This is a genomic window from Streptomyces exfoliatus (genome assembly GCF_000725545.1).
Classification (GTDB): domain Bacteria; phylum Actinomycetota; class Actinomycetes; order Streptomycetales; family Streptomycetaceae; genus Streptomyces; species Streptomyces exfoliatus.
Window position 1 is genome coordinate 222485 of sequence record NZ_JNZP01000011.1, and the last position, 25755, is coordinate 248239.

20 protein-coding genes are annotated in these 25755 nt (G+C 69.9%); 7 read left to right on the forward strand and 13 right to left on the reverse strand.

The window, feature by feature from the left end:
* The first annotated feature begins 8 nt into the window (after nucleotides 1-8).
* The gene (locus IO20_RS0114210; RefSeq protein WP_030552160.1) at nucleotides 9-1784 is read left to right on the forward strand and encodes a cation:proton antiporter; all 1776 of its coding nucleotides are present in this window, start codon (nucleotides 9-11) and stop codon (nucleotides 1782-1784) included.
* A 45-nt stretch (nucleotides 1785-1829) separates the two neighbouring features.
* Here IO20_RS0114210 and IO20_RS0114215 read toward each other — a convergent pair whose 3' ends face one another.
* Nucleotides 1830-3683, reverse strand: coding sequence for a glycoside hydrolase family 15 protein (locus tag IO20_RS0114215; protein WP_030552159.1), 1854 nt, complete (start codon nucleotides 3681-3683; stop codon nucleotides 1830-1832).
* Between the two features lie 240 nt (nucleotides 3684-3923).
* On the opposite strand from IO20_RS0114215, the gene IO20_RS0114220 reads away from it, so the two are divergent.
* Together IO20_RS0114220 and IO20_RS0114225 are read left to right on the forward strand one after the other, a co-directional pair.
* Nucleotides 3924-5210 (forward strand): DUF2254 domain-containing protein, encoded by a 1287-nt coding sequence (locus IO20_RS0114220; protein WP_030552158.1) that lies wholly within the window; start codon nucleotides 3924-3926, stop codon nucleotides 5208-5210.
* 175 nt (nucleotides 5211-5385) lie between these two features.
* Nucleotides 5386-5961, forward strand: a complete 576-nt coding sequence (locus tag IO20_RS0114225; RefSeq protein WP_031127268.1) for a potassium channel family protein — start codon at nucleotides 5386-5388, stop codon at nucleotides 5959-5961.
* Between the two features lie 96 nt (nucleotides 5962-6057).
* Here IO20_RS0114225 and IO20_RS0114230 read toward each other — a convergent pair whose 3' ends face one another.
* The 10 genes from IO20_RS0114230 to IO20_RS0114275 all read right to left on the reverse strand — a co-directional run bounded on the left by IO20_RS0114230 (nucleotide 6058) and on the right by IO20_RS0114275 (nucleotide 17180).
* Entirely contained in the window at nucleotides 6058-7224 is a 1167-nt protein-coding gene (locus tag IO20_RS0114230) for an aldose epimerase family protein (protein ID WP_030552156.1), read from the reverse strand.
* A gap of 240 nt (nucleotides 7225-7464) precedes the next feature.
* Nucleotides 7465-8946, reverse strand: a complete 1482-nt coding sequence (locus IO20_RS0114235) for a non-reducing end alpha-L-arabinofuranosidase family hydrolase (protein ID WP_030552155.1) — start codon at nucleotides 8944-8946, stop codon at nucleotides 7465-7467.
* A complete protein-coding gene (locus tag IO20_RS0114240; RefSeq protein ID WP_031127270.1) occupies nucleotides 8946-9689 on the reverse strand; it encodes a cupin domain-containing protein in 744 nt (247 codons plus the stop codon). The genes IO20_RS0114235 and IO20_RS0114240 overlap by 1 nt, the downstream gene beginning before the upstream one ends.
* On the reverse strand, nucleotides 9686-10546 hold the full coding sequence (locus IO20_RS0114245; protein ID WP_030552153.1) for a DUF6807 domain-containing protein: 861 nt from the start codon (nucleotides 10544-10546) through the stop codon (nucleotides 9686-9688). Before IO20_RS0114245 ends, IO20_RS0114240 begins: the two co-directional genes overlap by 4 nt.
* On the reverse strand, nucleotides 10543-11589 hold the full coding sequence (locus IO20_RS0114250; RefSeq protein WP_030552152.1) for a Gfo/Idh/MocA family protein: 1047 nt from the start codon (nucleotides 11587-11589) through the stop codon (nucleotides 10543-10545). The genes IO20_RS0114245 and IO20_RS0114250 overlap by 4 nt, the downstream gene beginning before the upstream one ends.
* Nucleotides 11586-12626 (reverse strand): glycoside hydrolase family 10 protein, encoded by a 1041-nt coding sequence (locus tag IO20_RS0114255; protein WP_030552151.1) that lies wholly within the window; start codon nucleotides 12624-12626, stop codon nucleotides 11586-11588. Before IO20_RS0114255 ends, IO20_RS0114250 begins: the two co-directional genes overlap by 4 nt.
* Nucleotides 12627-12659: 33 nt before the next feature.
* A complete protein-coding gene (locus IO20_RS0114260; RefSeq protein WP_051874573.1) occupies nucleotides 12660-14003 on the reverse strand; it encodes a glycoside hydrolase family 30 protein in 1344 nt (447 codons plus the stop codon).
* 69 nt (nucleotides 14004-14072) lie between these two features.
* Nucleotides 14073-14903 carry a carbohydrate ABC transporter permease gene (locus tag IO20_RS0114265; RefSeq protein ID WP_030552147.1) on the reverse strand — a complete coding sequence of 277 codons (831 nt, stop codon included), beginning with the start codon at nucleotides 14901-14903 and terminating at the stop codon, nucleotides 14073-14075.
* Complete coding sequence (locus tag IO20_RS0114270) at nucleotides 14900-15883, reverse strand: carbohydrate ABC transporter permease (protein WP_078946062.1); 984 nt, start codon at nucleotides 15881-15883, stop codon at nucleotides 14900-14902. The genes IO20_RS0114265 and IO20_RS0114270 overlap by 4 nt, the downstream gene beginning before the upstream one ends.
* A gap of 4 nt (nucleotides 15884-15887) precedes the next feature.
* Nucleotides 15888-17180, reverse strand: a complete 1293-nt coding sequence (locus IO20_RS0114275; RefSeq protein WP_030552144.1) for an extracellular solute-binding protein — start codon at nucleotides 17178-17180, stop codon at nucleotides 15888-15890.
* A 232-nt stretch (nucleotides 17181-17412) separates the two neighbouring features.
* Here IO20_RS0114275 and IO20_RS0114280 point away from each other — a divergent pair, with 232 nt between their 5' ends.
* The 3 genes from IO20_RS0114280 to IO20_RS0114290 all read left to right on the forward strand — a co-directional run bounded on the left by IO20_RS0114280 (nucleotide 17413) and on the right by IO20_RS0114290 (nucleotide 21726).
* The gene (locus tag IO20_RS0114280; RefSeq protein WP_030552142.1) at nucleotides 17413-18426 is read left to right on the forward strand and encodes a LacI family DNA-binding transcriptional regulator; all 1014 of its coding nucleotides are present in this window, start codon (nucleotides 17413-17415) and stop codon (nucleotides 18424-18426) included.
* Between the two features lie 452 nt (nucleotides 18427-18878).
* Nucleotides 18879-20333: an endo-1,4-beta-xylanase gene (locus tag IO20_RS0114285; protein WP_030552140.1), complete on the forward strand. Its 1455-nt coding sequence runs from the start codon at nucleotides 18879-18881 to the stop codon at nucleotides 20331-20333.
* A gap of 94 nt (nucleotides 20334-20427) precedes the next feature.
* The gene (locus tag IO20_RS0114290) at nucleotides 20428-21726 is read left to right on the forward strand and encodes an RICIN domain-containing protein (protein WP_037635418.1); all 1299 of its coding nucleotides are present in this window, start codon (nucleotides 20428-20430) and stop codon (nucleotides 21724-21726) included.
* A gap of 76 nt (nucleotides 21727-21802) precedes the next feature.
* Here the strand turns inward: IO20_RS0114290 and IO20_RS0114295 are convergent, their stop codons facing one another.
* Nucleotides 21803-22333 (reverse strand): hypothetical protein, encoded by a 531-nt coding sequence (locus IO20_RS0114295; RefSeq protein ID WP_030552136.1) that lies wholly within the window; start codon nucleotides 22331-22333, stop codon nucleotides 21803-21805.
* A complete protein-coding gene (locus IO20_RS0114300; protein ID WP_030552134.1) occupies nucleotides 22315-24030 on the reverse strand; it encodes a PHP domain-containing protein in 1716 nt (571 codons plus the stop codon). Before IO20_RS0114300 ends, IO20_RS0114295 begins: the two co-directional genes overlap by 19 nt.
* Before the next feature lie 232 nt (nucleotides 24031-24262).
* On the opposite strand from IO20_RS0114300, the gene IO20_RS0114305 reads away from it, so the two are divergent.
* The gene (locus IO20_RS0114305; RefSeq protein WP_030552133.1) at nucleotides 24263-25600 is read left to right on the forward strand and encodes a jacalin-like lectin; all 1338 of its coding nucleotides are present in this window, start codon (nucleotides 24263-24265) and stop codon (nucleotides 25598-25600) included.
* The last annotated feature ends 155 nt before the right edge of the window (nucleotides 25601-25755 follow it).

The window sequence follows — 25755 nt, forward strand, 5'->3', positions numbered from 1 at the left end:
AAGCCGCTGTGACCGATGACGAGATCCTTCTCGGCCTCGCCCTGACGGTGGTGCTCGCCACCGGCTCGCAGGTCCTGGCGGCCAAGCTGCGGGTCCCGGCCCTGATCATCCTGCTGCCGGTGGGGTTCGCCGCCGGCGCGGCGACGGACGTCATCCACCCGGACAAGCTGCTGGGGCCGGACTTCTCGGCCCTGGTGTCGCTGTCCGTCGCGGTGATCCTCTACGACGCCGGTCTGGGACTCGACCTGCGCAAGCTCGCGCATCACACCCGGGGCGTCGTGAGCAGGCTGCTCGTGTACGGAGTGGTGCTGACGTTTCTCGTCACCGGAGCGGTGGCACCGGTGATGTTCGACATGCCGCTGCGCGTCGCCGCGATGCTCGGCATGATCCTCGTCGTCTCGGGGCCCACGGTCGTGGGGCCGATCCTCGACTTCGTGCGGCCGAGCGACAAGGTGCGGCGGATCCTCATCTGGGAGGGGACGCTGGTCGACCCGATCGGCGCCATCCTCGGCGCGCTCACCTTCCACGCGGTGGCCTCGTCGCACCAGATCGACATCGGCAGGGGGTACCAGCTGGGTCAGTTCGCCCTCAGCCTTGCCTTCGGGCTGGTGGGAGGGGCCGTGGCGACCGCGCTGCTGTGGTTCGCCCTGCGGACGCTGCGACTCGGCGAGACCCTGGGAACACTGGCACAACTCGCCGTCGTGATCGGTGTGTCGGCCGGCTGCGACATCGTGCGGGACGACACGGGTCTCATCGCCGCGATCGTGGCCGGCCTGGCCGTCTCCAACATCCGCGGCTTCGACATGCCCGCGCGCCGGCCGTTCCTGGAGACCCTGGTCCAGCTGATCATCGGACTGCTGTTCATCTCCATCTCCGCCACCGTCACCCCGGCGTCCTTGGTTCCGGTGCTCCTCCCCGCGCTCGGCCTGATCGCGATCCTCGTCCTGGTGGTCCGACCGCTCGTGGCCTTCGCCGCCGCGGCGCGCACGGAGCTCTCGCGCGGAGAACGCGCCTTCCTCGGGTGGATGGATCCCCGCGGCATCGTCGCGGCGGCGACGGCCTCGGCCTTCTCGGCCGGCCTGGTGGAACGGGGCGTGACGGGGGCGGCGAAGGTCCTTCCCGTCACCTTCCTGGTGATCGTGGGAACCGTCCTGGTGTACGCGCTGACGGCGGCGCCGGTGGCCAGACGGCTGGGCGTCGTCAAGGCGGAGGGCACGCGCGTCCTCCTGGTGGGGGGCGAGCCGTGGGTGGTCGACCTGGGACGGGCCCTGCGGTCCGCCGGCCTCGACGTGCTGATGTGGGCGGGACGCGACGAGGAGCGGGAGCAGATCAGGCGGACGGGCCTCGAGCTGGCCCAGGGCGATCTGCTGGCCACGGCGATCAACCCGGGGGCCCGCCTGGAGGGCGTGACGGCCGTCTTCCTGGCGACCGACGACGACGACTTCAACGCGCTCGCCTCGATCGTGATGGAGGACAACGTCGAGGGTCCGGTCTACCGGGTGGGGCCGCCGCACGACAGCCACGGTGTGGTCGCTCCGTACACCGGCGGCGACATCCTCTTCGGCCGGTCGCTCGTCCGTCACGCCCTGGCGGACCGCTACGAGCGGGGGGCCCGGTTCCTGGTCCGGCCGGCCGGTGCCCCCCTGCCGTCGGAGCACGACACGCTCTTCGTGGTGCGGGCCGACCACCGGCTGGACCCCGTCACGGAACGGCGCGGAGCCGTGCCGGAGGACGGCGACACGGTCGTCCTCCTCGGGCCCGTCCCGACCGCCGCGCCGCGCTGAGGACGGTCGCGGCGGCCGGCGGCGGCCGGCGGGCCGTCGCGCGGGCTACGCCTTGCCCCTCCACCCGTCCTGGAGCATCGAGTCCAGGGTGATCGCCGCGTCGATCAGGGCCAGGTGGGTGAAGGCCTGCGGGAAGTTGCCCAGCTGGCGGCCCGTCAGGTCGATCTCCTCGGAGTACAGGCCCAGATGGTTGGCGTACGTGAGCATCTTCTCCAGCACCAGCCTGGCCATGTCGACGCGTCCGGCCCTCGCCAGCGCGTCGACGTACATGAACGTGCACAGGGAGAAGGTCCCCTCCGAGCCGCGCAGCCCGTCGGGAGAGGCCTCGGGGTTGTAGCGGTAGACGAGACTGTCGCTGACCAGCTCGTCCTCCATCGCGTCCAAGGTGGACCGCCACATCGGGTCGTCCGGTGTGATGAAGCCGACCGTCGGCATGCGCAGCAGCGACGAGTCGAGGACGTCGTCACCGTAGTGCTGCACGAAGGCCTGCTTCTTGGCGTCCCACCCCCGGTCGAGCACCTGCGCGTAGATCTCGTCGCGCGCGGCCGCCCAGCGTCCGCCGGCCGCGGGGCGGCCGTCGTCGTAGGCGATCCGCAGGGCCCGGTCGAAGGCCACCCAGGACATCACGCGACCGTAGGTGAAGTCCTTGCGGCCTCCACGGGTCTCCCAGAGCCCTTCGCCGGGCTGGTCCCAGTGGTCGACCAGCCAGTCGAGCAGCGTGTGCAGGGCCTTCCAGCCGCGGTGGTCGAGATGCATGCCGTGCTCGTGGGCGAAGTAGATGCTGTCGAGCGCCTCGCCGTAGATGTCCAGCTGGAGCTGGCTCGCCGCCCCGTTGCCGATGCGGACGGGAGCGGAGCCCCGGTACCCCTCCCAGTGGTCGAGGGTCTCCTCGACCAGGTCGGCGGAGCCGTCGACCCGGTACATGATGTTCAGCGGCCCGGAGCCGTCGGCTTCCTGGCCGGCCTCCTGCTTCACCCGGTCGTGCAGCCAGCTGATGAACGCGGCCGCCTCCTCCTTGAACCCCATGCCGAGGAGGGCGTAGACGGAGAACGACGCGTCACGGATCCAGGTGAACCGGTAGTCCCAGTTGCGCTCTCCGCCCAGTTGTTCGGGAAGCCCCGCCGTGGGGGCGGCGACCAGGGCTCCGGTCGGCGCGTACGTCATGAGCTTCAGCGTCACGGCCGAACGTTCCACCGCCTCCCGCCAGCGGCCGGAGTAGGTGGACTGGCCGAGCCAGGAGCGCCAGAAGTGGACCGTCTGGTCGAAGAGCCGCTCGAACTCCTCGACGCGGACCTCGTGCGGAGGTCCTCCGGGGGACGACTCCATGACCAGGCCTCGCTGCTCGCCCGCCCGCAGGCGCAGCGAGAAGCGCAGGTCGTTGCTGTCGACCGAGAGGATGCTCAGCAGGCGCTCGTCCTGCGGCTCGCGGACGAGGTGGACGGCGAGTTCCAGGTCCTCCGAGGCGAACACGGCCCCGTGCTCGGTGAGGTGCAGCTCGTGCGGCTTGCGGCCGTAGTCGAAGCGGGGTGCGATCTCCCCCTCGAACGTCATGCTGCCGCGGACGCAGCGCAGCATGCGGACGATACGGTGCCGGTCCGTGGCGCTCGTGCCCGTCACCGGCATGAAGTCGACGACCTCGCCCGCCCCGGACTCGGTCATGAAGCGTGTGACCAGGACGGCGGTGTCCGGGTGGTAGAGCTGTTTGGTCGTGTACGTCTCCGCGGCGGGTCGCACGGTGAAGTGGCCGCCCCTGCTCCGGTCGAGCAGTGCGCCGAAGACGCTGGGCGAGTCGAACCGCGGACAGCAGAACCAGTCGATCGTCGCATCGGTCGTCACGAGGGCCGCGGTCTGCAGATCACCGATCAGCCCGTGGTCCTCGATCAGGGGGTAGTCGTCCATCGTGGCCCCTTTCAGCCCCGGTCGACCACGCGGCGCCGCCGTCACGCGGCGGCCCCGGCGGCCCGATCAGCTTAGGACGACGAGTCCCTTCCGTCCTGTCGGGACCGTCGCACGGGAGAGCCGACCGGTCGGCTGCCGCTGCGCGGGTCCCGCGATCCCCCTACCGTGGGATCGCGGCGGTTCCGAGCCGTTCCGTGTGCCCGCCGAGCACCCGGCTCCTCCAGGCGAAGGGGGCCTGACGTGGGTGTCCCGACGTCCTGGGCGGCCCGATTCAGGCTGCGGCAGTACGTGAAGGCGAGCCTGTGGATCGTGCCGATGCTCGGTCTCGTCCTGGGCGCTCTTCTCGCCGAGCTGGCCCTGGCGGCCGACAGCACCGGCCGGCCGCCGAGCGGCTGGCACTACTCCGCGACGACGGCGAGCGACGTCCTCACCGCCATCGTGGGGGCGATGGTCGCCCTGCTCGGATTCGTCGTCACCATCGGCGTCCTGGTGGTGCAGCAGGCCACGGGTACCCTCTCCCCCCGCTACATGCGCCTGTGGTACCGGGACCGGCTGCAGAAGGCGGTTCTGGCGACGTTCACCGGCACGTTCGCGTTCGCCTTCTCCCTGCTGCGCAGCATCGAGTCCGACTCCGTCCCCGATCTCGGAGTCACCCTGGCCGGGATGGCGGTGGCCGTGAGCCTCGTGCTCCTGCTCATCTACCTCAACCGCTTCACCCACAGCCTCCGTCCCGTGGCCATCGCCGAGCTGGTCACGCGCATGGGAGAGGGCGTCTTCACCTCCGGGGCCGAGGTGATCCGGGGCGCAGCCCCCCGCGGCGACGGCGCCGTGCCGTCCGACGGTCCGGTGATGCGCATCCGTACCGAGAGTGGTGGAGCCGTCCAGGCGTTCGACGTGCCGGGGCTCCTCGCGGAGGCGACCCGCCACGACTGCGTCTTCGTCCTGACCCGGCTGGTCGGTGACTTCCTGCCGCCCGGCGCGGTACTGGTGGAGGTCCACGGGGGCAGGTCGAGACCCGACCCGGAACGAGTGACCGGTCTCGTCGCCCTGGGGGCCGAGCGCACCATCGAACAGGACCCGGCCTTCGCGCTGAGGGTCCTCGTGGACATCGCCATCAGGGCCCTGTCCCCGGCGGTGAACGACCCCACCACAGCGGTGCAGGTGATCAATTACATCGAACGGTTCCTGCACATGGTCGGCAGCGTCCGCCTCCCCGGCCGCTACGTCCTGGCCGATCCGAGCGGGACCGCCCGGCTCGTGCTTCCGGGGCGGGACTGGGACAACTATCTCCAGCTCGCCGTCTGCGAGATCCGCGACTACGGCAGTTCCTCCGTGCAGATCTGCCGAAGGCTCCACGCGATGCTCGACGGTCTGCTGGAGGCCCTGCCGGCCGGGCAGCACCCCTCCGTACGGACCCAGATGGCCCTGCTGCGGGAGTCGGTCGAGAGGGAGTTCCCCGACCCGGCCCGCCGAAGCATCGCGCAGCAGGCCGACCACCAGGGCATCGGCGGGCAGTACCTCCCCTAGCCTCCCTCTCGGCCAAAGGAGGGACCGGGGCGTCGCTCCGGTCGCGGGAGCGGGGAGGAGCGCCTTTGCTGGACTGACGGCGGGTGGTCCGCCGCTCGACGTCACATCCGCGAAGCGTCCTGCAGGAGACCTCTATGGCACCCGAGCCCAGCCGGCCGGTGGAACCGCTGCCCTCATGAGCGACACGCCGCCGGAGGGTGGAACGCGGCGGCGGCCCCACCGGCGCCGTCTGCGTTTCCTCTTCCCGCTCCTGCGCTCCGCCGTCGTGGTGGCGGCGGTCACCGCCCTGTACTTCCTGCTCCCCCTCGACCGTGATCTCGACCAGCACACGGCCTGGGTGCTCGCCCTGGGCCTGCTGGGGATCGGCGCGCTCCTCGCGCTGCAGACGGTCGCCGTCGTCGCCTCGCCCTACCCCCGGCTGCGGGCCGTCGAAGCGCTCACCACGGCCGTCCCGCTCTTTCTGCTGCTGTTCTCTGCGACCTACTTCCTGTACGCGCGCGAGCAGGGACCCCACACCTTCTCCGAACCGCTCAGCCGGATCGATGCCCTGTACTTCTCGGTGACCGTGTTCGCGACCGTCGGCTTCGGTGACATCGTGCCCGTCTCGCAGACGGCGCGGGTGCTGACCACCGTTCAGATGGTGGCCGACCTCCTTCTCGTGGGTCTGATCGCCAAGGTCATGGTCGGAGCGGTACGGCTCGGGCTGTCACGACGCGAGTCGACGACGTCGCCCGATCGGCCCGAACCGTGACGGAATCCCCGGCGGGGCGCTCGCGCGCCGTGCCGACGCCACGACGCGGCCCGGCCGGGGGAGCCACCTCCGATCCGGGTTCGCGTCACTTCCGTGTCAGCGGGCGGCGAAGGAGTGCACGGTCGTCGAGCGGTACGTCTGGCCTGGGCGGAGCACCGTCGACGGGAAGTTCGGTTGGTTGGGCGAGTCGGGGAAGTGCTGGGTCTCCAGGCAGAAGCCGTCACCCTGGCGGTAGACCTTCCCGGAGGTGCCCGCGAGCGTGGCGTCGAGGAAGTTGCCGCTGTAGAACTGCACGCCCGGCTCGGTGGTCGCGATCTTCATCACGCGGCCGTGGACGGGCTCCGTGACGGTCGCGACGTGCCGCGGGGTGTCGGTGAGTCCCTTGTCGAGCGCGAAGTTGTGGTCGTATCCACGGCCGAAGAGGACCTGCGGGTGCGCGTCGCGGATGTCCCGGCCGATGGGCTTGCCGCTGCGGAAGTCGAAGGGCGTGTGGGCGACCTTGGCGAGTTCGCCGGTCGGGATGAGGGTGGCGTCGACGGGGGTGTAGCGGGACGCGGCGATCCTCAGGGTGTGGTCGAGGATGCTGCCGCGGCCCTCTCCCGCGAGGTTGAAGTACGTGTGGTTGGTGAGGTTCACGACGGTGGCTCTGTCGGTCGTGGCCTCGTAGTCGATGCGGAAGTCGCCGCGGGGCGTGAGGACGTAGTCGACCCGGACGCGCAGGGTGCCGGGGTAGCCCATCTCGCCGTCCGCGCTGACGTAGCGCAGGGTGAGGCCGGTGTCCGGTCCTTGCGCGTACGGCTCGACGTCCCACACCCGCTTGTCGAAGCCCTTGTCCCCGCCGTGCAGGCTGTTCGGGTCGTCGTTGACGGGGATCCGGTACGTACGGCCGTCGAGGGTGAAGGCGCCGCGTGCGATGCGGTTGCCGAAGCGGCCGATGATCGCCCCGAAGTACGGGCTGCCCGCCACGTAGTCCTCGAGGTTGTCGAAGCCCAGCGACACGTTCGCGTACCGCCCGCGCCGGTCCGGGATCTCGAGGGCCTGGACGATGCCGCCGTACGACAGCACGCTCAGCCGGGTGCCTCCCGCGGCCACCGTCCAGCGGTGGACGCGTGTGCCGTCGGGCAGGGTCCCGAAAAGCTCCTTCGCCGGCCTTCCGGCCGGGCGCTCCGTGCCGCCCGCGGCGAACGCCGGGGCCGTTCCCGCGGCGGCTGCCGCCACTCCGGCGGCGCCCGCCGCCATCACCGTACGCCTGTTGATGGTCATGTCGATGGAGCTCCTTGACGTAGGACGTTCGATATTTCGTCACCCGTTCGAAATCGTGGCGTGACCGTAATGACGTCGCGAGGGGTGTGTCAACGGTCCGCGCATCGCGCCCTCCAACCATCTTCCCTGTGGGCAGCGGGAGTTGACCGAGGCACGACGAGCGCATGACGAGGGCGGGCTCGGCCTTTCGCCGAGCCCGCCGTGCCGGCTCCACTCCGGGGCCGGCCCCGTGTCACGCCGTCAGCGCTGCAGCGTCAGCAGACCCGGCCGGTAGGGCCACTGACCGTATTCGCCGCCGGAGTTGGGGTCACGCCCCTGGTAGAGGAACTGCAGGTTGCAGGGATCGACGGTGAAGGTCTGATCGGCGCTGGTACGGATCAGCTCGCCGTGGCTGATGTCGTTGGTCCAGGTGGCGCCGCTGTTCGCCTTGCCCGCGAAGGGGTTGCCCTCGGTCGCGGCCTGGGGCGTCCACGTGCCGTTCAGGCTGGTGGCCGTGAACGAGCGGAAGTACCGGCCCTGCGAGCCGATCGCCTCGACGATCATGAGGTAGCGGTCCTGGCCCTGGAGCTTGTAGACCTGCGGGGCCTCGAACAGGTTGTTCGTCGTGTCGCTCATGATCGTCGTGTAGGTCGAGCCGAAACTGCCCGGGAAGTTCCCGATCGGCATGCTCGCCCGGTAGATCTTGCCGTTGTCACCGGCGAAGAACAGGTACATGTTCGTGCCGTCGGCGATGAGCGTCTGGTCGATGGGGCCTGTCGTGGAGCCGGTGATGCTTCCGGAGAAGAGCACCTGCTGCGCCGACCAGCCGTTGGGGTTGGTCGGGTCGCTCGACGTCCGGTAGGAGAAGGCGCTCCCACCTCCCCACTGGTAGGCGAGCACCCAGATGTTCTTCGGCGCGAAGTAGAAGAGCGTGGGCGCGACGACGGAGTTCGACATGGTGTTCTGGCCGGCCGAGGCCATCTCCGACCAGTTGCCGAACAGCCCGAAGTTCATCGAGCCCCAGCCCGCTCCCGTTCCCGCGGCGCCGTGCGTCGTCGCGTAGACGAGGTGCTTGCCGTTGTACGGGGCGACGGTGAAGTCCTTGAGGGAGGCCCAGCCCGCCTTGGGCTGCGCCAGCGCGCCCGTCGACGTCCAGCGGTACGTCGACGGGAGGGCGCACGTGCCGGGGGTGCCGGCGCCGACCTTGACGAGCTGCCACTGCTGGTTGGTGCCGCCCCAGTCGTCGTACTGGACGATGTTCGCGTTGTCGGCGGTGGAGGCGCCCTGCACTTCGAGGGCCTTGCCGCTGTGGCGCGCGATGAGCCTGACGTGACCGTCCGGGCTGTCGGCGAGACGCCACTGCTGGTTGGTGCCGTTAGCGTCGGCCCACTGGACGATCGCGGCGCCGTTGGCGGTGGAGGCGCCCTGGACGTCCAGCACCTTGCCGGAGTGGCGGGACTTGACGCGGTAGTAGCCGCCGCCGGAGTCGACGAACTGCCACTGCTGCTGGTTCTGGTCGTTCCTGGACCACTGGGTGATGCGGGCGCCGTCGCCGGTCGCCAGGTTGTAGACGTCCAGGGCCTTGCCGCTGTTGCGGTTGACCAGTACGTACGAGGCGTTGGTGTCGATGACCGGCGCCGCGCCCGCGGGCTGGGCGGTGAAGAAGGTGGCCAGGAGCAGTAAGGGCGCGAGGACGGCGATCAGGCCTCTGAGGTGGTTCGTGAACGGATGGCGTGTCGACATCAGAAGAGCTCCTTCGGGGGGTGGGGGTGAGGTGACCCCGGCGAACCGGCGAGCGGACGCGTCGGCGGGTCGGGGAGGGCATAGGTGTGAAGGCGGCCGCACATGCCGAAGACCTGGTGCTCCGGGCGTTCCAGGCGTGCCACCTCGCCGTGGCCGAGGTGCGAGAGGTCTCCGGCCTTCAGCCGTTCCAGTTGACGGCCGGTCGCGACGGCCGCGGCCAGCGGGCCGTCACGCCAGCGGATCCGCCAGGCGTCCAGGAGTTCGCTCTTCAGGCGGGCGGCCGCGGTGTGGAACTCCCGCAGCCCGCCCTCGCGCAGGGCGAGGAAACCCTCCAGGGCCAGGTCGCGGCGGCGGCGCGCCGCCGCGCTGTGGTCGCCGGTCAGGGCGGCCGCCTTCCGGTAGGCGGGAGGATCGGCGAGGACGGGAGCCGGGAAGGTGAAGACGGCGTCGCCCGCCTCGGGGAGTCCGCTGTTCTGCATGAGCACCACGAGGCGCAGGCCGCCGGCGTTGACGAGGCGGTGGATCGTGCCCGGGGTGAACCAGACGACGTCGCCGGGACGCAACGGGGTGTCGGCGAAGCCGGAGGTGGTGAGGGTCTGGACGCTGCCCGCGCCGCCGATGACGACGTAGGCCTCGGAGCACACGAGGTGCATGTGGGGTGCGCCCCCGCACAGTCCGTCGGCGGCCTCCCAGTCGTACACGGTCAGCCCGGAGATCCCGACACCGCCGGGGAACGGGGTCACCACGGGTGCTCCGCGACGTGGCGGGACAGGCGCCCGGGGGTCCACGCGCCGTCGGCCACGACGATCCGGTAGCGGCGGGACAGGGTGTCGCCCGGTGCCAGCGGCAGTTCCGTGTCGAACGCCAGCGACGGGTTGACGGCGGGGATGGGCTCGCTGCGGACGAACCAGTGGCAGGGGGCGTCCGGGTCGTCCAGGAACAGGAGCGTGGAGGCACGGTCGACCTCGTCGTGCCTGCCGATGAAGGCCAGCCAGTCGCCCTTCTCCCCCATCGCGGGGCCGATCACCTCGCCGCCGGTGAAGTCGCGCGGGCCGCGCCAGAACAGACCGGAGTATCCGGCGAGCTCCCTGCCCTGGGTGCCCGGGCTGCCGAACACCAGACCGGTGTCGAGGACGTTGGTCAGCGCGGTGGTGACCTCGAGGGTCCAGGAGTCTGTTTCGACCTCGCACGCGGTCAGCGTGCGGCGCTCGTCGATCCAGTGCTCCCCCGCCATCGTGTGCCAGGCCAGGTCCTCGGTGATCACGGCGCGGCCGTCTCCCGTCCCGGCGGACAGGGTGAGGCTGCGCATCGTGCCGAGGTTCGGCAGGTCGACGTAGCCCCGGCCGCGCAGGTAGGTGCCGCCGCCCCAGAAGTTCTGCCCCGACAGCCACGACGCCGTGATCTGGACGCCCTTGTGCCAGCGGTGGTCGTGCGGCCGGTATCCGGTGACGACGTCGCCGGCGAGCGTGCGCACCGGATGCAGGTAGGGCTTCGGCGCCTCGAAGGGGTCCATGACCGGTCGGTGCACGTACCGGAAGAGGTCGACGCCGCGGGTCCGGACGGTCAGCGAGTCCTCGTTCTCGAGGAGTTCGAACGTCATCGGAACACCTCCGGGCGTCCCCCGTTGAGTGAGCCGTAGAACGGGTCGGCCGCGTCGATCTCCCCGCGCCGGACCGGCAGGCCGGTGATCGCGGCCTTGTACAGCGCCGTGACCAGTTCCATGGTGGATCTGCCGAGGTCGGGCCGGACACCCGCCTCGTAGCCGTCAAGGAAGTCCGCGAGCTGGGCGGTGTGCGAGCTGGGCAGGTCGTCCGGCGGCTCCCACGTCACGCCGGCCGACCTGGTCGTGACCTTCCAGTCCGCGTTGGAGTAGCCGTACAGGTGCCGCAGCTCGACCGTGGCGTCGGTGAGGTCGAACCGCAGGTAGCTCTCCTCGCGCGGGGAGAGGACGCTGTTGACGACCGTCGCGATGGCTCCGTTCTCGAAGCGGACCAGAGCCGCGGACACGTCCTCGGTCTGGACGTCGCGCTCGAGACGGCCGGCCATCGCGCGCACCTCGGCCCATTCGCCGAGCACCGCGAGCATCAGGTCCATCTGGTGGATGCCGTGACCCAGCGTCGGGCCGCCGCCCTCACTCTCCCAAGTGCCGCGCCACGGCACGTCGTAGTAGGCGTCGTCGCGGTACCAGGTGGTGACGCACTGCGCGACCAGCGGTCGGCCCAGCGTGCCGGCCGCGATCCGGCCGCGCAGGTACCGGGCCCCCGAGCCGTACCTGTGCTGGAACACCGCGCCCGCGACGGCGTGCCCCTCGGCGGCATGGATCCGGTCGAGTTCGGCCAGCGACAGGGCCACCGGCTTCTCGCACCACACCCACGCTCCCGACTCCAGGCAGGCCACGGCCTGTTCGGCGTGCAGGAACGGGGGTGTGCACAGGTGTACGAGGTCCGGCCTCTGCTCGTGGAGCATGGTGCGCAGGTCGGTGTAGACGGCGGGAACGCCGTGTTCGGTCGCGAACGCCTCGGCGCGCGCCGCGTCCACGTCGACGGCTGCCACGATCACGGCGCGGTGCGCCTGCGCGCGGAGGGCGGGGATGTGGCAGATGCCCGCGATCCCGCCGGTCCCTACGATCGCCGTGCGTATCATCCGCCCAGCACCTTCCTGATCGAGTGGTAGGCGGGCTTGGGCAGCAGGTTCTCGTCGTAGGGCAGCGCCGCGCCCTCACCGGGGAAGACGGAGGGGATCCACGAGTACTTGTCCGTGTAGTCCCAGATGGTGATGCCGACGCACTTCTCGACCGCCAGGCAGGCCTTGACGTAGTCGGCGTACCAGGTGGCCTGGGTGGCGAGCTTTTCCGGGGTCGCGGGGAGGTTCATCCGGATGTCGAGCTCGGTGACGGCGACCTCGACCCCGAGGTCGGCGAAGCGCTGCATGTTCTGCCGGACGTCGGCGGGGTAGCCGTACTGGAGTGCCAGATGGCCCTGGATGCCGAAGCCCTCCACCGGGACGCCGTCGGCCTTGAGCTGCTTGATCAGCGTGTAGTACGCGTCGCTCTTGGGGCCGATCCCGTCGACGTTGTAGTCGTTGAGGTACAGCTTGGCGTGCGGGTCCGCCTCGTGGGCCCAGCGCAGGGCGTCGGCGATGTAGCCGGGGCCGAGCGTCTTGTAGAAGAGCGACTCGCGGTAGGTGCCGTCCTCGTTGAAGGCCTCGTTGACGACGTCCCAGTGGATCACCTGGCCCTTGTAGTGCCGGGCCACGGTCTGGATGTGGTTCTTGAGGACGGCGCGCAGCTCGTCGGCGGTCCAGGTGCCCTCGGTGAGCCAGGCGGGGAGCTGGCTGTGCCAGACGAGGGTGTGGCCGCGGACCTTCTGGTGGTGGTCCTTGGCGAAGGCCATCACCTCGTCGGCGGCGGTGAAGTCGAAGACGCCGCGCTCGGGCTCGGTGGCGTACCACTTCATGGCGTTGCCGGGGGTGGTCTGTCCGAACTCGCTGCCGAGCAGCTTCAGGTAGGCGGCGTCGGTGAACTCGGGGTTGTCGGTGGCGGAGCCGAAGTACTTGTGGTGCTTCTTGGCCAGTTCGCCGAGCGTTCTGGGCCGGGGCTCGGCGGCCGCGGGCGCGGCGGCGAGGCCGGCTCCGAGGCAGATGGCGGCGGACAGGGCGACGAGGTTCCGGGACAGGAACATGCGGGACTCCTCTGGATGGTTGCCGGACACGACCTAGTCGAGGACGATCGTGGTCAGCGCGCGCGGCGCTAGCTTCGCCGTGAGAGTCGTGCCGCGCGTGGAGACGACGTCGGCGGGGGTGATGGAGCGGGTCTCGTCGGTGACGTAGCCGTCGGGGTGCCGGTCGTGCCCGCCACGGAGGGAGAAGTCGGCGGAGCCTTCGGTGGTCGCGGTGTTGAGGATCTGGATCACGCGGCTGCCGTCGGTGTTGCGGAAGGCCGTGACCTTCAGTGCCGGGTCGGGGTTCGTGACCGGGACGCGGACGGCTTCGGGGCGGATGAACCGGCTGAAGGCGGCCAGTGCCCAGTACCTTTTGGACACCCGGTAGTCGTCTCCGGGGTTCGCGAGTTGGATGAGCCCGCGGGTCGCGCCGAGGGACGCGCCGGTCCAGTAGACGTAGGCGTTGGCGTTGCCGACGGTCAGGGTGTTCTGGATGTCGGCCGCGACGGTGAAGCCGTCGTAGCCGCTGCCGTCGTCCCAGCTCTCGTTCCAGGTGGTGCCGTCCGGTGACCATTCCGACATCCACACGCGCTTGTCGGTCGGCTGCGGGACGTCGGTCGGACCGCTGTAGCGGTGTCCGGTGATGGTCCGGACGGCCTTGCCGGCCACGGGGTCCGCCTCGATGGCCTCGGTGTAGCTGACCTGCCGGTCCCAGCCCGCGGCGTCGCAGCAGACCAGTGCGGTCTTCAGTCCGGATGCGCGCACGGTCGGCCCGAGCACCTTGAGGAAGTCGACGGCCTGTCGCGGGGTGAACCGCATCGAGGCGTAGGTCGCCGTCCAGTCGGGTTCGTTGGTGAATCCCAGGTCGGTGATCCTGATGCCTTCGCGCTGGTAGAACTTCGCGTACTGGACGAGGTAGTTCGCGTAGGCCTGACGCCATGCGGGCAGCAGTTCGCCGCCGTCGTTCTCGCTGGCGTTGGTCTTCATGAAGGCCGGGGCGCTCCAGGCGTCGGCGAAGAACCGTTCGACGCCGTAGGCCTTGGCCTCCTTGGCGAGCCAGACCTGTCCGCCGTCCCAGCCGTCCCAGACGTACTTCGGTGGGGCGTCCGGCCCGCCGGGATCGACCGGCAGGATGGTGGGCATGTGGTCGTAGACCCTGTCGGTCGACGAGCCGATGCCCAGGCGCAGGATCGAGAGGCCGGCGCCCTTGTCCTTGCTGAGCAGCAGGTCGAGTACCTCGCGTCGCTTGGCCGGGCTGAGGCCGCGCGCGCCGTGGAGCAGGTCGGCCCGCTGGAAGGCCATCGAGAAGCCGAATCCGTCGATGGGCTGGAGTTCGGCGTGGAAGTCGATGCCGGATCGCGCGGGGGCGGACACGGCCTGGGACGGTAAGGCGAACATCAGTGCGAGTGTCAGTGCGGTCAGGCGTTTCACAAGGTCTCCTCGGGGGTGGAGGGCGCTCGGAAGGGGTCAGCCCTTGGTGGCGCCGGCGGTGAGGCCGCCGATCAACTGCCGTTCGGCGACGGCGTAGAAGGCGAGCGCGGGGACCATGGCGAGCACGATGTACGCCAGGACGAGCGCGTAGTCGGTCGAGTACTGGCCCTGGAACTGCTGGACGCCGACGGGAATCGTCTGCCATTTCGGGTCGTTGAACACCAGGAGCGGCAGGAAGAAGTTGTTCCAGCTCGTGACGATCGCCAGGACCGAGACCGTGCCGAGCGCCGGACGCGCCATCGGCAGCAGGATCTTCCAGAAGAAGCGGAACTTGCCGCAGCCGTCGACGATGGCCGCCTCCTCGATCTCCGCCGGGATGGTCCGGAAGAAGCCGCGGAGGATGATGATCGTCATGGGGAGCCCGAAGGCGGCCTGCGGGAGGATCACCCCGAGCGGGTTGTCCAGCAGGTCGAAGTTCCGCAGCATGAGGAACAGCGGCAGGACGGCCACCGCGAACGGGAACATCAAGCCGATGGTGAACAGGGTGTAGAACAACTCCCGGCCTCGGAAGGCATAGCGGGCCAGGACGAACGCCGCCATCGCGGCGACCGCCACCGTGCAGAAGGTCGTGCCGATCGCGATGCCCGCGCTGTTGGCGATCTGCCGCCAGAACATGCCGTCGCCGAGGATGCCGGCGTAGTTGCCGGTCTGCCACTGCTCCGGCAGGCCGAACGGGTTGGTCGTCAGCTCACCGGTGCTCTTGAACCCGGAGATCACCGCGTAGACCAGCGGCACGACGACGAACGCGCCGATCAGCCAGATCACGGCGTGCAGCGACAGGCCGCGTACCGTCCTGCGGGCGCTCATCGGCCACCTCCCGTGGTGACGGCCCCGCTCAGGTCACGGCGGAGCACGTAACGCTGGTAGAAGAGGGAGAAGACCAGGCTGATCATGAACAGCACCACGCTGATCGCGCTGGCGTAGCCGACCTGGTACCGCTTGAACCCGAACTGGAACATCGAGATCGCCATCGTCTCCGAGGAGTGGTTGGGCCCGCCCGCGGTCATGACCCAGACGAGGTCGAAGAGCTGGATGGACCCGATGACCGAGAGGAAGACGCTGATCCGGATCGTCGGGCCGAGCAGCGGCAGCGTCACGTGCCGGAAGCGCTGCCAGGCGCCGGCGCCGTCGATGGAGGCGGCCTCGAGGATCTCGCCCGGGATGCCCTGCAGTCCGGCGAGGAAGAGCATCATGTGGAAGCCGAAGTACTTCCAGACCATGACCACGAACAGGGTCGGCATGACCGTCGAGGGATCGGCGAACCACCTGCCCTGCAACCCCTCCAGGCCGAGGAGACCGACGAGATGGTCGGCCATGCCGTCGCCGGGCAGGAAGATCATCGTGAAGAGGACCGCCGTGACGACCTCGGACAGGATGTACGGCGCGAAGAACAGCATCCGGTAGACGGCCCGGCCGCGCAGCCGCTGGTTGAGCAGGACCGCGGTGAACAGCGCGAACGGCAGTTGCACCGTGATCGACAGGACGATCAGGTACAGCCCGCGCCCCAGGTCGCCGAGGAAGACCTGGTCGTCGAAGAGCTTGGTGTAGTTCGCGAAGCCGACGAAGTCGTCCATGGGGCCGATTCCGCCCCACTTGAAGAAGCCGGTGTAGACGGCGACGACGATGGGGGCGAGGACGAAGACGAGGAAGAGGACCAGGGCCGGGACGAGGAACCAGGCGACCGACGCCCAGCTTCCCCACCTGCGCAGGAGCGACCGGGCCGGGGCGGGCGGGTGCACCGGCACCGGCGCCGTGTCCTCCGCCCGCTCCTCGGTCTTGGCGGACACGGAGCTAGGCACCCTTCGCAGCCTCGGTGATCGACTCGGTGACCTGCTCGGGCGTCTTCTTGCCCGCGATGAGGTCGGCGACGCTGTCGTTGACCTCCTGGCCGACGGCCGGTGGGTAGGCCTGGTCGAGGAAGAGCTGGAAGCCCGTCGCCTTGACCAGGCTGTCGGCCACCACCTTCCTGTTGGCGTCGGTGAGCTGGCTCTCCGCGCCCTTGACCACCGGCAGGTAGCCGTTGGAGGCCAGCAGCTTGGACTCGTTGTCCAGGACGAGGAACTTCAGGAAGTCCAGCGCTTCCTTCGGTGCTCCCTTGCGCAGTGCGAAGCCACCGCCGCCGCCGAACACCTCGGTGGCGCGACCGACACCGCCGTCCACCGTCGGGAAGGGGAAGAAGCCCAGGTCCGCTCCGAGGTCGGCGCCCGCGTCCTTCTGCACCGAAGGGCCCCACTGGCCCATCAGCTCCATGGCCGCCTTGCCGTTGCCCATGGTCGCGGCCTGGCCGCCGGGGGTGGCGTACCCGGCGCCGAGGAAGGCCGGCTGGAACGGCTGGAGGTCGACCAGCTCCTTGAGGTGGGCGCCCGCCTGGACGAAGCCCGCGCCGGTGAAGTCCTTGGTGGTCGCAGCCTGTTGCAGCGCGGGGAGACCCGCGACGCGCATCGCGAGGTAGGCCCAGTAGTAGTGGCCCGGCCATTTCTCCTTGCCCGCGAGGGCGATCGGAGTGACGCCCGCCGCCTTGAGCTTCCGGACGTCTTCGAGGAGCTCGGCCCAGGTGGTCGGCGGGGCCGTGATCCCGGCCTGGGCGAAGAGCTTCTTGTTGTACCAGAAGCCGACCATGCCGATGTCGTACGGCACCCCGTAGGTCCTGCCCTCGAACTGATAGGCCTGCAGCGAGACCGGTGTGAGGTCGGACGACCAGTCGAACACGTCGGTGAGGTCCTCGACGAGGCCCGCGTCGACCTGTTGCCGCAGCACGCCGCCGCCCCAGGTCTGGAAGACGTCGGGGAGTTTGCCCGAAGAGGTGGTGGCGGTCAGTTTGGACTTGAACGCCTCGTTCTCCAACGAGGTCGTTCTGATGACGATGTTCGGGTGGTCGGACATGAACGCCGAGGAGATCTCCGGGAAGAGGGACTTGCCCGGCTCCGTCGTGGCGATGTTCCACCACGCGAACGTCACCTTGCCGTCGGCCCCCGGCTCGCCACCGGAATCGTCAACGCCGCAGGCCGCGGCCATGGAGACGGACAGTGCGGTCAAGCCCGAGAGCGCCAGGAAGCGTCGTCGGCTCGGGGGGTTGCTGGCCATGGGACCTCCGGGTCGGGGAATGCCGGTTCATGCCCGAAAACATTTCGAAATACTCTCGAATTCTGTGCTGCCACAAACTAGGAACACGAGGCTTCTCGGTCAAGACCTGTCGCCGATTTAACTAAAACCAGCGGGTGTTGGCCGTCTTGACAAGCAGTCACGCCGCCCAGAAACTCTTCGAAAGTTTGCGATACCTGTCGCCGGTCGAAGGCGTCCGCACAGAGGAGTGAAGTTGAGCGAGCAGCGTCCGACCCTGGCCGTCATCGCCGCGGAGGCAGGGGTCTCGCAGGCCACCGTGTCCAAGGTGATCAACGGCCGCTCCGATGTCGCACCCTCGACACGCGAACGGATCGAGGGCCTGCTGCGGTCACACAACTACCTCCAGCCGGGCCGGCAGGGCAGAGCGCGCAGGTCGGGCCTCGTCGACCTGATCATCGGCGGCCTGGACAGCGCGTGGGCGGTGGAGATACTGCGCGGCGTCGAGGCCGAGTGCGCCCGGCGGAGCGTCGGCACCGTCGTGTCGCTCGTCCCGCCGGGCGAGGCCACGCCGTCGAGTTGGGCGGCGCTGCCGGTCCTGCACCACAGCGACGGCGTCATCCTCGTCACCACCTCGGTCACCCACGCCCAGCGCGCCCAGGTCGAGCGGGCCGGGGTGGCGCTGGTCGTCATCGACCCGATCGACCTGCCGGGCAACGGCGTGCCGAGCATCGGCGCGACCAACTGGGCGGGCGGCCTGGCCGCCACCGAGCACCTGCTGGAACTGGGGCACCGCCGGATCGCCACGATCGGCGGGCGCAAGGAGATGCTCTGCAGCCAGGCACGCATCGACGGGTACCGGGCGGCCCTGGAGCGGGCCGGGATCGAGGTCGACCGGGACCTGATCCGGTACGGCGACTTCCAGCACGAGGGCGGGTTCCAGGGCGCCAGGGAGCTGCTCGCCCTGCCCGACCCCCCGACCGCCATCTTCGCCGGCAGCGACCAGCAGGCGATGGGCGTCTACGAAGCCGCCCGGCAGAAGGGACTGAGAATCCCGCAGGACCTCAGCGTCGTCGGCTTCGACGACCTGCCGATGTGCGATTGGCTCTCACCGCCGTTGACGACGGTGCGCCAGCCGCTGGAGGAGATGGGCCGACTCGCCGCCCGCACCCTGTTCCAGCTTCTGGAGGACCAGCCTCTGGTCAGCCCTCGGATGGAGCTCTCGACCGAACTCAAGGTCCGACACTCCACCGCCGCGCCCCGCCCCTAGGAGAGGCGCGCACCGAATCACTCGGTTATGGCGCGGTCTCTCCCGAGAGGGAACCCGTTCGTATCGAGCGCCGATCTGTCGGCACCGCCATGCGCGCCCGACCCGCGTTTCTCTCCGTTTGTCCGTATGCGAATGCGCTGACGACGAGGTGACGTCACCCGATCACTCCATCGAAATACTTTCGAAGGCTCCTGTGCTCCCAGGAGAGGCATCAAGGCTGCCCAGAGGGCCTCGCGTCTCGAAATTCTTTCGAAACTCTTGACATGTTTCTGCCAGGTTTCCACACTGAGTCCCGAGGCGGCGTAGCCCCTCTGCCCGAGAGCCGGGTGCCGGCCTCGGACCGTAACGCCCCGGCGGTAAGAGTCCTTTGACCACGGACGCGGGTGTCGCTCACGCGAATTCATTCCGCCGCGCTCAATTCCTTCCGCGATTTCCCTCCTGGAGGCTCCCTCATGCGCTCGAATTCCCGTCCCCCCTCCCATGCCCGCCGAAAGGTCGGCGGCCTGTTCGCGGCGCTGACCGTCGGCGTCCTCGGTTCGGCCGCCGTGCTGGTGGCGCCGCTGACCTCACACGCCGCGGAAAGCACGCTCGGCAAGGCGGCGGCGCAGAGCGGCCGTTACTTCGGCACCGCCATCGCCTCGGGCAGGCTCAACGACGCGACGTACACGACGATCGCGAACCGCGAGTTCAACTCGGTGACCGCCGAGAACGAGATGAAGATCGACGCCACCGAACCCCAGCAGGGCCAGTTCAACTTCACCGCCGGCGACCGCGTCTACAACTGGGCGGTGCAGAACGGCAAGCAGGTGCGCGGCCACACCCTGGCCTGGCACTCCCAGCAACCCGGCTGGATGCAGAACCTCAGCGGGAGCGCGCTGCGCCAGGCCATGAACAACCACATCACCGGCGTGATGACCCACTACAAGGGCAAGATCGCCCAGTGGGACGTCGTGAACGAGGCCTTCGTCGACGGCACGTCGGGGGCCCGGCGCGACTCCAACCTGCAGCGCTCCGGCAACGACTGGATCGAGGTCGCCTTCCGCACCGCACGCGCCGCCGACCCGGCGGCCAAGCTCTGCTACAACGACTACAACGTCGAGAACTGGACCTGGGCCAAGACCCAGGCCATGTACGCCATGGTCCGGGACTTCAAGCAGCGCGGCGTGCCCATCGACTGCGTCGGCTTCCAGTCGCACTTCAACAACGACAGCCCGTACAACAGCAACTTCCGCACCACCCTGCAGAACTTCGCGGCCCTCGGCGTCGACGTGGCCATCACCGAACTCGACATCCAGGGCGCCTCGGGCACGACCTACGCCAACGTGACCAACGACTGCCTGGCCGTCCCGCGCTGCCTCGGCATCACGGTGTGGGGTGTGCGCGACACGGACTCCTGGCGAGCGGAGCACACGCCGCTGCTGTTCAACGGTGACGGGAGCAAGAAGCCCGCCTACACCTCCGTCCTCAACGCGCTCAACGCCGGCTCCACGACGCCCACCCCGACGCCCACCCCCACTCCCCCGCCCGGTTCCGGACAGATCAAGGGCGTCGCCTCGGGCCGCTGCCTGGACGTGCCCAACTCCAGCACCACCGACGGCACCCAGCTGCAGCTCTGGGACTGCAACAGCCGCGTCAACCAGCAGTGGACCTACACCGCCGCGGGTGAGCTCAGGGTCTACGGCGACAAGTGCCTGGACGCCGCCGGCACCGGCAACGGCGCCAAGGTCCAGATCTACAGCTGCTGGGGCGGCGACAACCAGAAGTGGCGCCTGAACTCGGACGGATCCATCGTCGGCATCCAGTCCGGCCTCTGCCTCGACGCCGCTGCGAACGGCACCGCCAACGGCACCCTGATCCAGCTCTACTCCTGCTGGAACGGCAGCAACCAGCACTGGACCCGCACCTGACCCGCCACAGCGAAAGGGTGAACCTATGAAGACCTACGCTGAGGCTTCCCTCTCCCCTCCGCAAGCACATCGCTGGTGGTCCCGGTTCGCCGTCGTGGTGGCGGCGACCCTCACGATCGGTACGCTCGTCGTGGCGAAGCCGGCACCCGCCGAGGCGGCGACGGTGGACACCAACGCCTCGTACGTCCTGGTCAATCGCCACAGCGGCAAGGCGCTGGACGTCTACGGCGCGTCCACCGCCGACGGCGCGCGGGTCAGCCAGTGGACGCGCAACGACGGAGCCAACCAGCAGTGGCAGTTCGTGGACTCCGGCGGCGGTTTCTACCGGCTCAAGGCCAGGCATTCGGGCAAGGTCCTCGGCGTGGCCGGTGCCTCGACCACCGACGGTGCCGCGATCGCGCAGTGGACCGACGTCAACGGCGCCCACCAGCAGTTCCGCCTGGCCGACTCCGACGCGGGCCACGTCCGGCTGATCAACCGCAACAGCGGCAAGGCCGTGGAGGTACAGGGCGCTTCCACCACCGACGGCGGCAATGTCGTCCAGTACGCCGACTGGGGCGGCGCCAACCAGCAATGGCAGATGATCAAGCTGTCGTCCGGTGCCGGCGGATGCGGCAGTGCCCCGACTCTGGCGAGTGGTACGCACACGATCCAGAGCGGCGGCAAGAGCCGCAGCTTCATCCTCAGGGTTCCCGCCGCCTACGACAACGCCCATCCCTACCGGCTGATCTTCGCGTTCCACTGGCGGGGCGGAACCGCCGGCGAAGTCGCCTCGGGCGGAACGAGCGGGACCGCGTGGTCGTACTACGGCCAACAGGAGCAGTCGAACAACAGCGCCATCCTCGTCGCGCCGCAGGGCCTCGGTAACGGCTGGGCCAATGCGGGCGGTGAGGACGTCACCTTCGTCGACGACATGATCCGGCGCATCGAGGGCGGCCTCTGTGTCGACACGGCACAGCGTTTCGCCACGGGCTTCAGCTGGGGCGGCGGCATGAGCTACGCACTCGCGTGCAGCCGGGCGAACGTCTTCAGGGCTGTAGCGGTCATCTCCGGCGGCCAGATCAGCGGGTGCAGCGGCGGCGCGCAGCCCATCGCCTACTTCGGAATCCACGGCATAGGCGACTCCGTCCTCACCATCGCGCAAGGGCGGTCCCTGCGCGACAGATTCGTCGGCAACAACGGCTGCACACCCCAGAGCCCGCGCGAGCCCGCGCCGGGCAGCCGGACGCACATCACCACCACCTACTCCGGCTGCCGTGCCGGGTACCCCGTCCAATGGGCCGCGTTCGACGGAGGCCACATACCCGGTCCGGTCGACGGCTCCCCCGCCGAGAGCGGCGTCGCGACCTGGACCAAGGGAGAGATCTGGAGGTTCTTCGCACAGTTCCAGTGAGACACCGCACCATGGAGTGGAGCCGGGGTGATCCCGGCTCCACTTCGCCGCCACCTCCTCCCCGCAGACCCCGTGCTCAGTGGTCCGCGCAGCACGGGGTCGGGTCCGGCATCTCGAAGGGCACCAGGGCTCCGCCGGCGGCGGGCATGGCGGCGAGGACGAGTTCGCCTTCGACCGTGAGCTGAGGTCGTACGTGCCCGTTCGTCACCAGGCGCGTGTCCGGGGCCGGCGGATCCGGACTCCCGAGCACGGTCACACGGTCGATCGCCGACCGCGAGAGGACGTCGGTGACCGTGAGCGTGCCCGTGAGGGCGGCCGCTCCCGGGTACAGCACCGCGCGGCCCACCGCGTCGGGGGTGCCAGGCGTCACCTGGTGGCCACGTGCGGCGAGCCGCTCCTCGACGGTGCTCAGGAGCGGGGCGGAGGCAAGGTCCAGTGACACCACGACCCGCGGCCGCTCCCCGCGCACCAGGTGCGTGCATCCCCACACATGCTTGGGCAAGCCGAGTTCGGCTGCCAGCGCGTGGAGCAGGTGGTCGGCGGCACGCAGGTCCCGGACTCCCGCGTCCACGGTCAGGACGTACGGCGTCACGACGGCAACACCCATACCGGATTCGAGTAGAACCACAGGTCGCGCCACGGGTCGGCGTCCCCGACCACGTCGATGGCCGGGCCCGCCGGGTCGACCGCGGCACCCATCGGACCGACGGCGGTGCGGTTGCCGTCGGTGCCGCGCAGCCGGACGTAGACGGGGTGGTCGACGCGGCCGAGGTCGTAGGTGAGGCGGACCGTGCCGGACGCCCTGTTCACCTCGTACGACTTCACCACCCTGGCCGTCGGCGCGGTGAAGGTGTCCCGGTCCGCGACCGGGCCGGTCACGTCACCCTGGACGACGTCCACACGGGCCAGCTCGGGCACGAAGCCGGCCCAGTTGGGGCCACCGGCGAGGGCGAGGTCGACCGTCAGAGTGACGTGCGTACCCTTCCTGACGTGCAGGGCGCCGCCGAGCGTGGCCCAACGGCCGCCGCCGGCCACGCGGACGTCGAGACCGCTGATCAGCTGCCCGTGGTCCACCCAGATGCGGCCCGCCCGGATGCCGTCCATGACGGCTGCGTAGCCGAAGCCGTCGGCGCCGACGTGGGTGCGGCTGTAGTAGCCGGGCCAGTAGTCGCCCTCGGCGAGGTCGAGCTTCCCGCCGTAGACCGGGTCCGCGTGCCTGCCGTCGACGGCGAAGTCGCCGCCGGGGCCGCGCACGGCGGTGTCCGCGTAGACGTTGTGGGAGTCGGAGTTGGCGGTGATCCACCAGGGCTTGCCCTCGGCGAGGAGGCTGTCCCAGAGTCCGCCGACGGTGGCGGTCATCCAGTCGAAGCCGCCCCAGGTGCGGTAGCTCTCCAGAGGGTAGCCGGGGAAGGAGTTGGCTCCCGGACTGCCGTCGTAGAGGCCGCGGGCCCGGCCCATGCCGAGGCCCTTGGCGATCCCGGCGGCCTGGTGGCCGGGGGCTCCCTCCATGCCGACGGCGATACGGCGGCCCCCGCCGGTGGCGTCGCGCCAGGCCCGGATCTCGTGCGGCGAGTCGATGCCCTTGCGCGCCGGGTGGTTGGCGAGCATCAGCACGTCCTCGACCTGGCGCCGCCGGATCTGGTCGGCGAGGAAGCCGAGTCCCGCGATGGCCAGGGCCTCGTTGGCGGGCGTGGAGTCACCGGCGCCCTTGACGCTGCCGTCGTAGTCGGTCTCGAACCGCTTGAGGACGGAGACCTCGTTCCTGCCGGGGTGGACGAAGACGGTGCCGTGCTCGGCACCGGGGATGTTCCACTCAAGCCCTTGGAAGACGAGGGTGTCCGCGTAGGCGTCGCGGGCCTCGCGGATGTCCGGGTTGACCTTCTCGACGCCGATCCTGGCGTGGGTCGCGTTGCCGTGGTCGGTGATGACCAGCCAGTCCATGCCGTGCTTGGCGCCCTGACGGACCTGGTCGACGACGCGGTACTTGCCGTCATTGCTGTACTGGGTGTGGATGTGGTGGTCGCCGGCCAGCCAGAGGAAGCCGTTCGTCCGCCGGGAGGAGGAAGCGGCCGCGGACACCGGCGAGGCGAGGACGCTCCCGGCGGCCAGGCCGGCGCCGAGCAGGCCCGCCCGGCGCAGCAGCGAGCGGCGCGACCGCTGCTCGGGGGTCAGGGCCTCGTCGGGCACGGAGGTGTCGAAGGCGGCGGGCAGCTCCGCCGCCGACCGACCGTGACCGTGGTCATCGTCATGGTCCTGGTCGCCGTGTCCGTGCTGGTGAGGACCGTGCGCGTGGCTGTGCCCCATGGGACGCCTCCTGATCACCGCTGCCGTGCGCGGGGCTGCTGCGCCGCCCGAGGAGGATCGAAGAAAAAGGTGAATGTTGAACGACTAGCGGATGAGCGGCGGGCGACCCGGGCACGGCGGATCACCTCCGCGCACACTGCTTCCCCAAGTCCCCTTGCCCGTGGGGCTGTTGTGCGCCGAACCTGAGCACCGTTCACGTTTCATCGGCTCCCCAGACCGGAGACACCCCACCATGAGAAGACTCCTCGGAACCCTCGCGGCCGCCGCCCTGGCCCTGACCGGCCCGGCCGCCACGTCCACCACCGCCACCGCCGCCACGCCCGCGGCGGCCGCCGCCGTCACCGGGTCCTTCAACGTCCTCACGTACAACATCGCCGGCCTCCCCCTCGGCCTCGGCGACAGCGACCCGGCGACGAACACCCCGCTCATCGGCCAGCGGCTCGGCGCGTACGACATCGTGAACGTGCAGGAGGACTTCAACTACCACGCCTCCCTGTACGCCAACGACACCCACCCGCACCGCACACCGACCAGCGGCGGAGCCGCGATAGGTGACGGTCTCAACACCCTCTCCGACGTCCCCTTCGAGGACTTCGAGCGCGTCAGGTGGAGCAACTGCACCGGCACCAACTGTCTGACGCCGAAGGGCTTCTCGCTGGCGCGCACGCGGCTGGCCGAGGGCGTCTTCGTGGATCTCTACAACGTCCACACCAACGCCGACAGCACCGATGACGCCCTCGCCGCCCGCCGCGCCAACATCGAGCAGCTGTCCGACTTCATCCAGGCCCATTCCTCGGGCAACGCCGTGATCGTCATGGGCGACACGAACACGCGGTACACGCGCGCGGGCGACAACATCCGCACCCTGCTGTCCGAGAACGGTCTGAAGGACCCGTGGGTCGACCTGGTCAAGGGCGGCACCGCGCCCGCGCAGGGCAGCGACCCGTTGCTCTGCGACTCCGCCGCCCCGGTCAACGGCTGCGAGGTCGTCGACAAGGTCCTCTACCGCGGCAGCGAACTGCTGAGCCTGAGCGCCACCCGCTACGACAACGTGTGGGCGTCGTTCCTCCGTTCCGACGGCAGGCACCTCTCCGACCACTACCCGCACACGGTCGACTTCTCCTACACCCTCGCCCCGTCCCTCAGGGCGAGCGACTTCTTCGGCGGCCCGCACGGCACCGCCTTCAACGACGCGGACGACCTGCCGGCCACGGTGTCCCCGCGCACGCTGACCCTGCGTGGCGCGTCCCGCCTGGACGCGGTGTCGCTGACGCACGACGGCGGTACGACCCTGGCGCACGGCGGCACGGGCGGCACGGCGACGTCCCTGACTCTCGCCCCCGGTGAGCACCTCACCTCGGTACGACTGACGCGGGGCCAGAAGGACGGCCGCACGCGGATCTTCTCCGCGGCCTTCACGACCGACCGGGGCCGCTCCCTCTCCGCCGGTACGGCGACCTCGGACGCGCGGACCTTCACCGCACCCGCCGGCCTGCGGATCGTCGGCTTCACGGGCAGGTCGGGCACGGAGATCGACAAGCTGGGCGTGCTGTACGCGCCCATCGGCTGAGAAGGCCGCGCGCCGGACGTACGCGCGCCAGGAGGCTCGGACGTACGCGCCAAGGGTGACGGTGCTCGTTCCGGGCCTCCCGGCCCTTCCGGTGCTGCCAGGATCTCCGCAGGCGCGGCCCCGTCGGCATGGGCGGGGGGCGGGGGGTCTGGGGG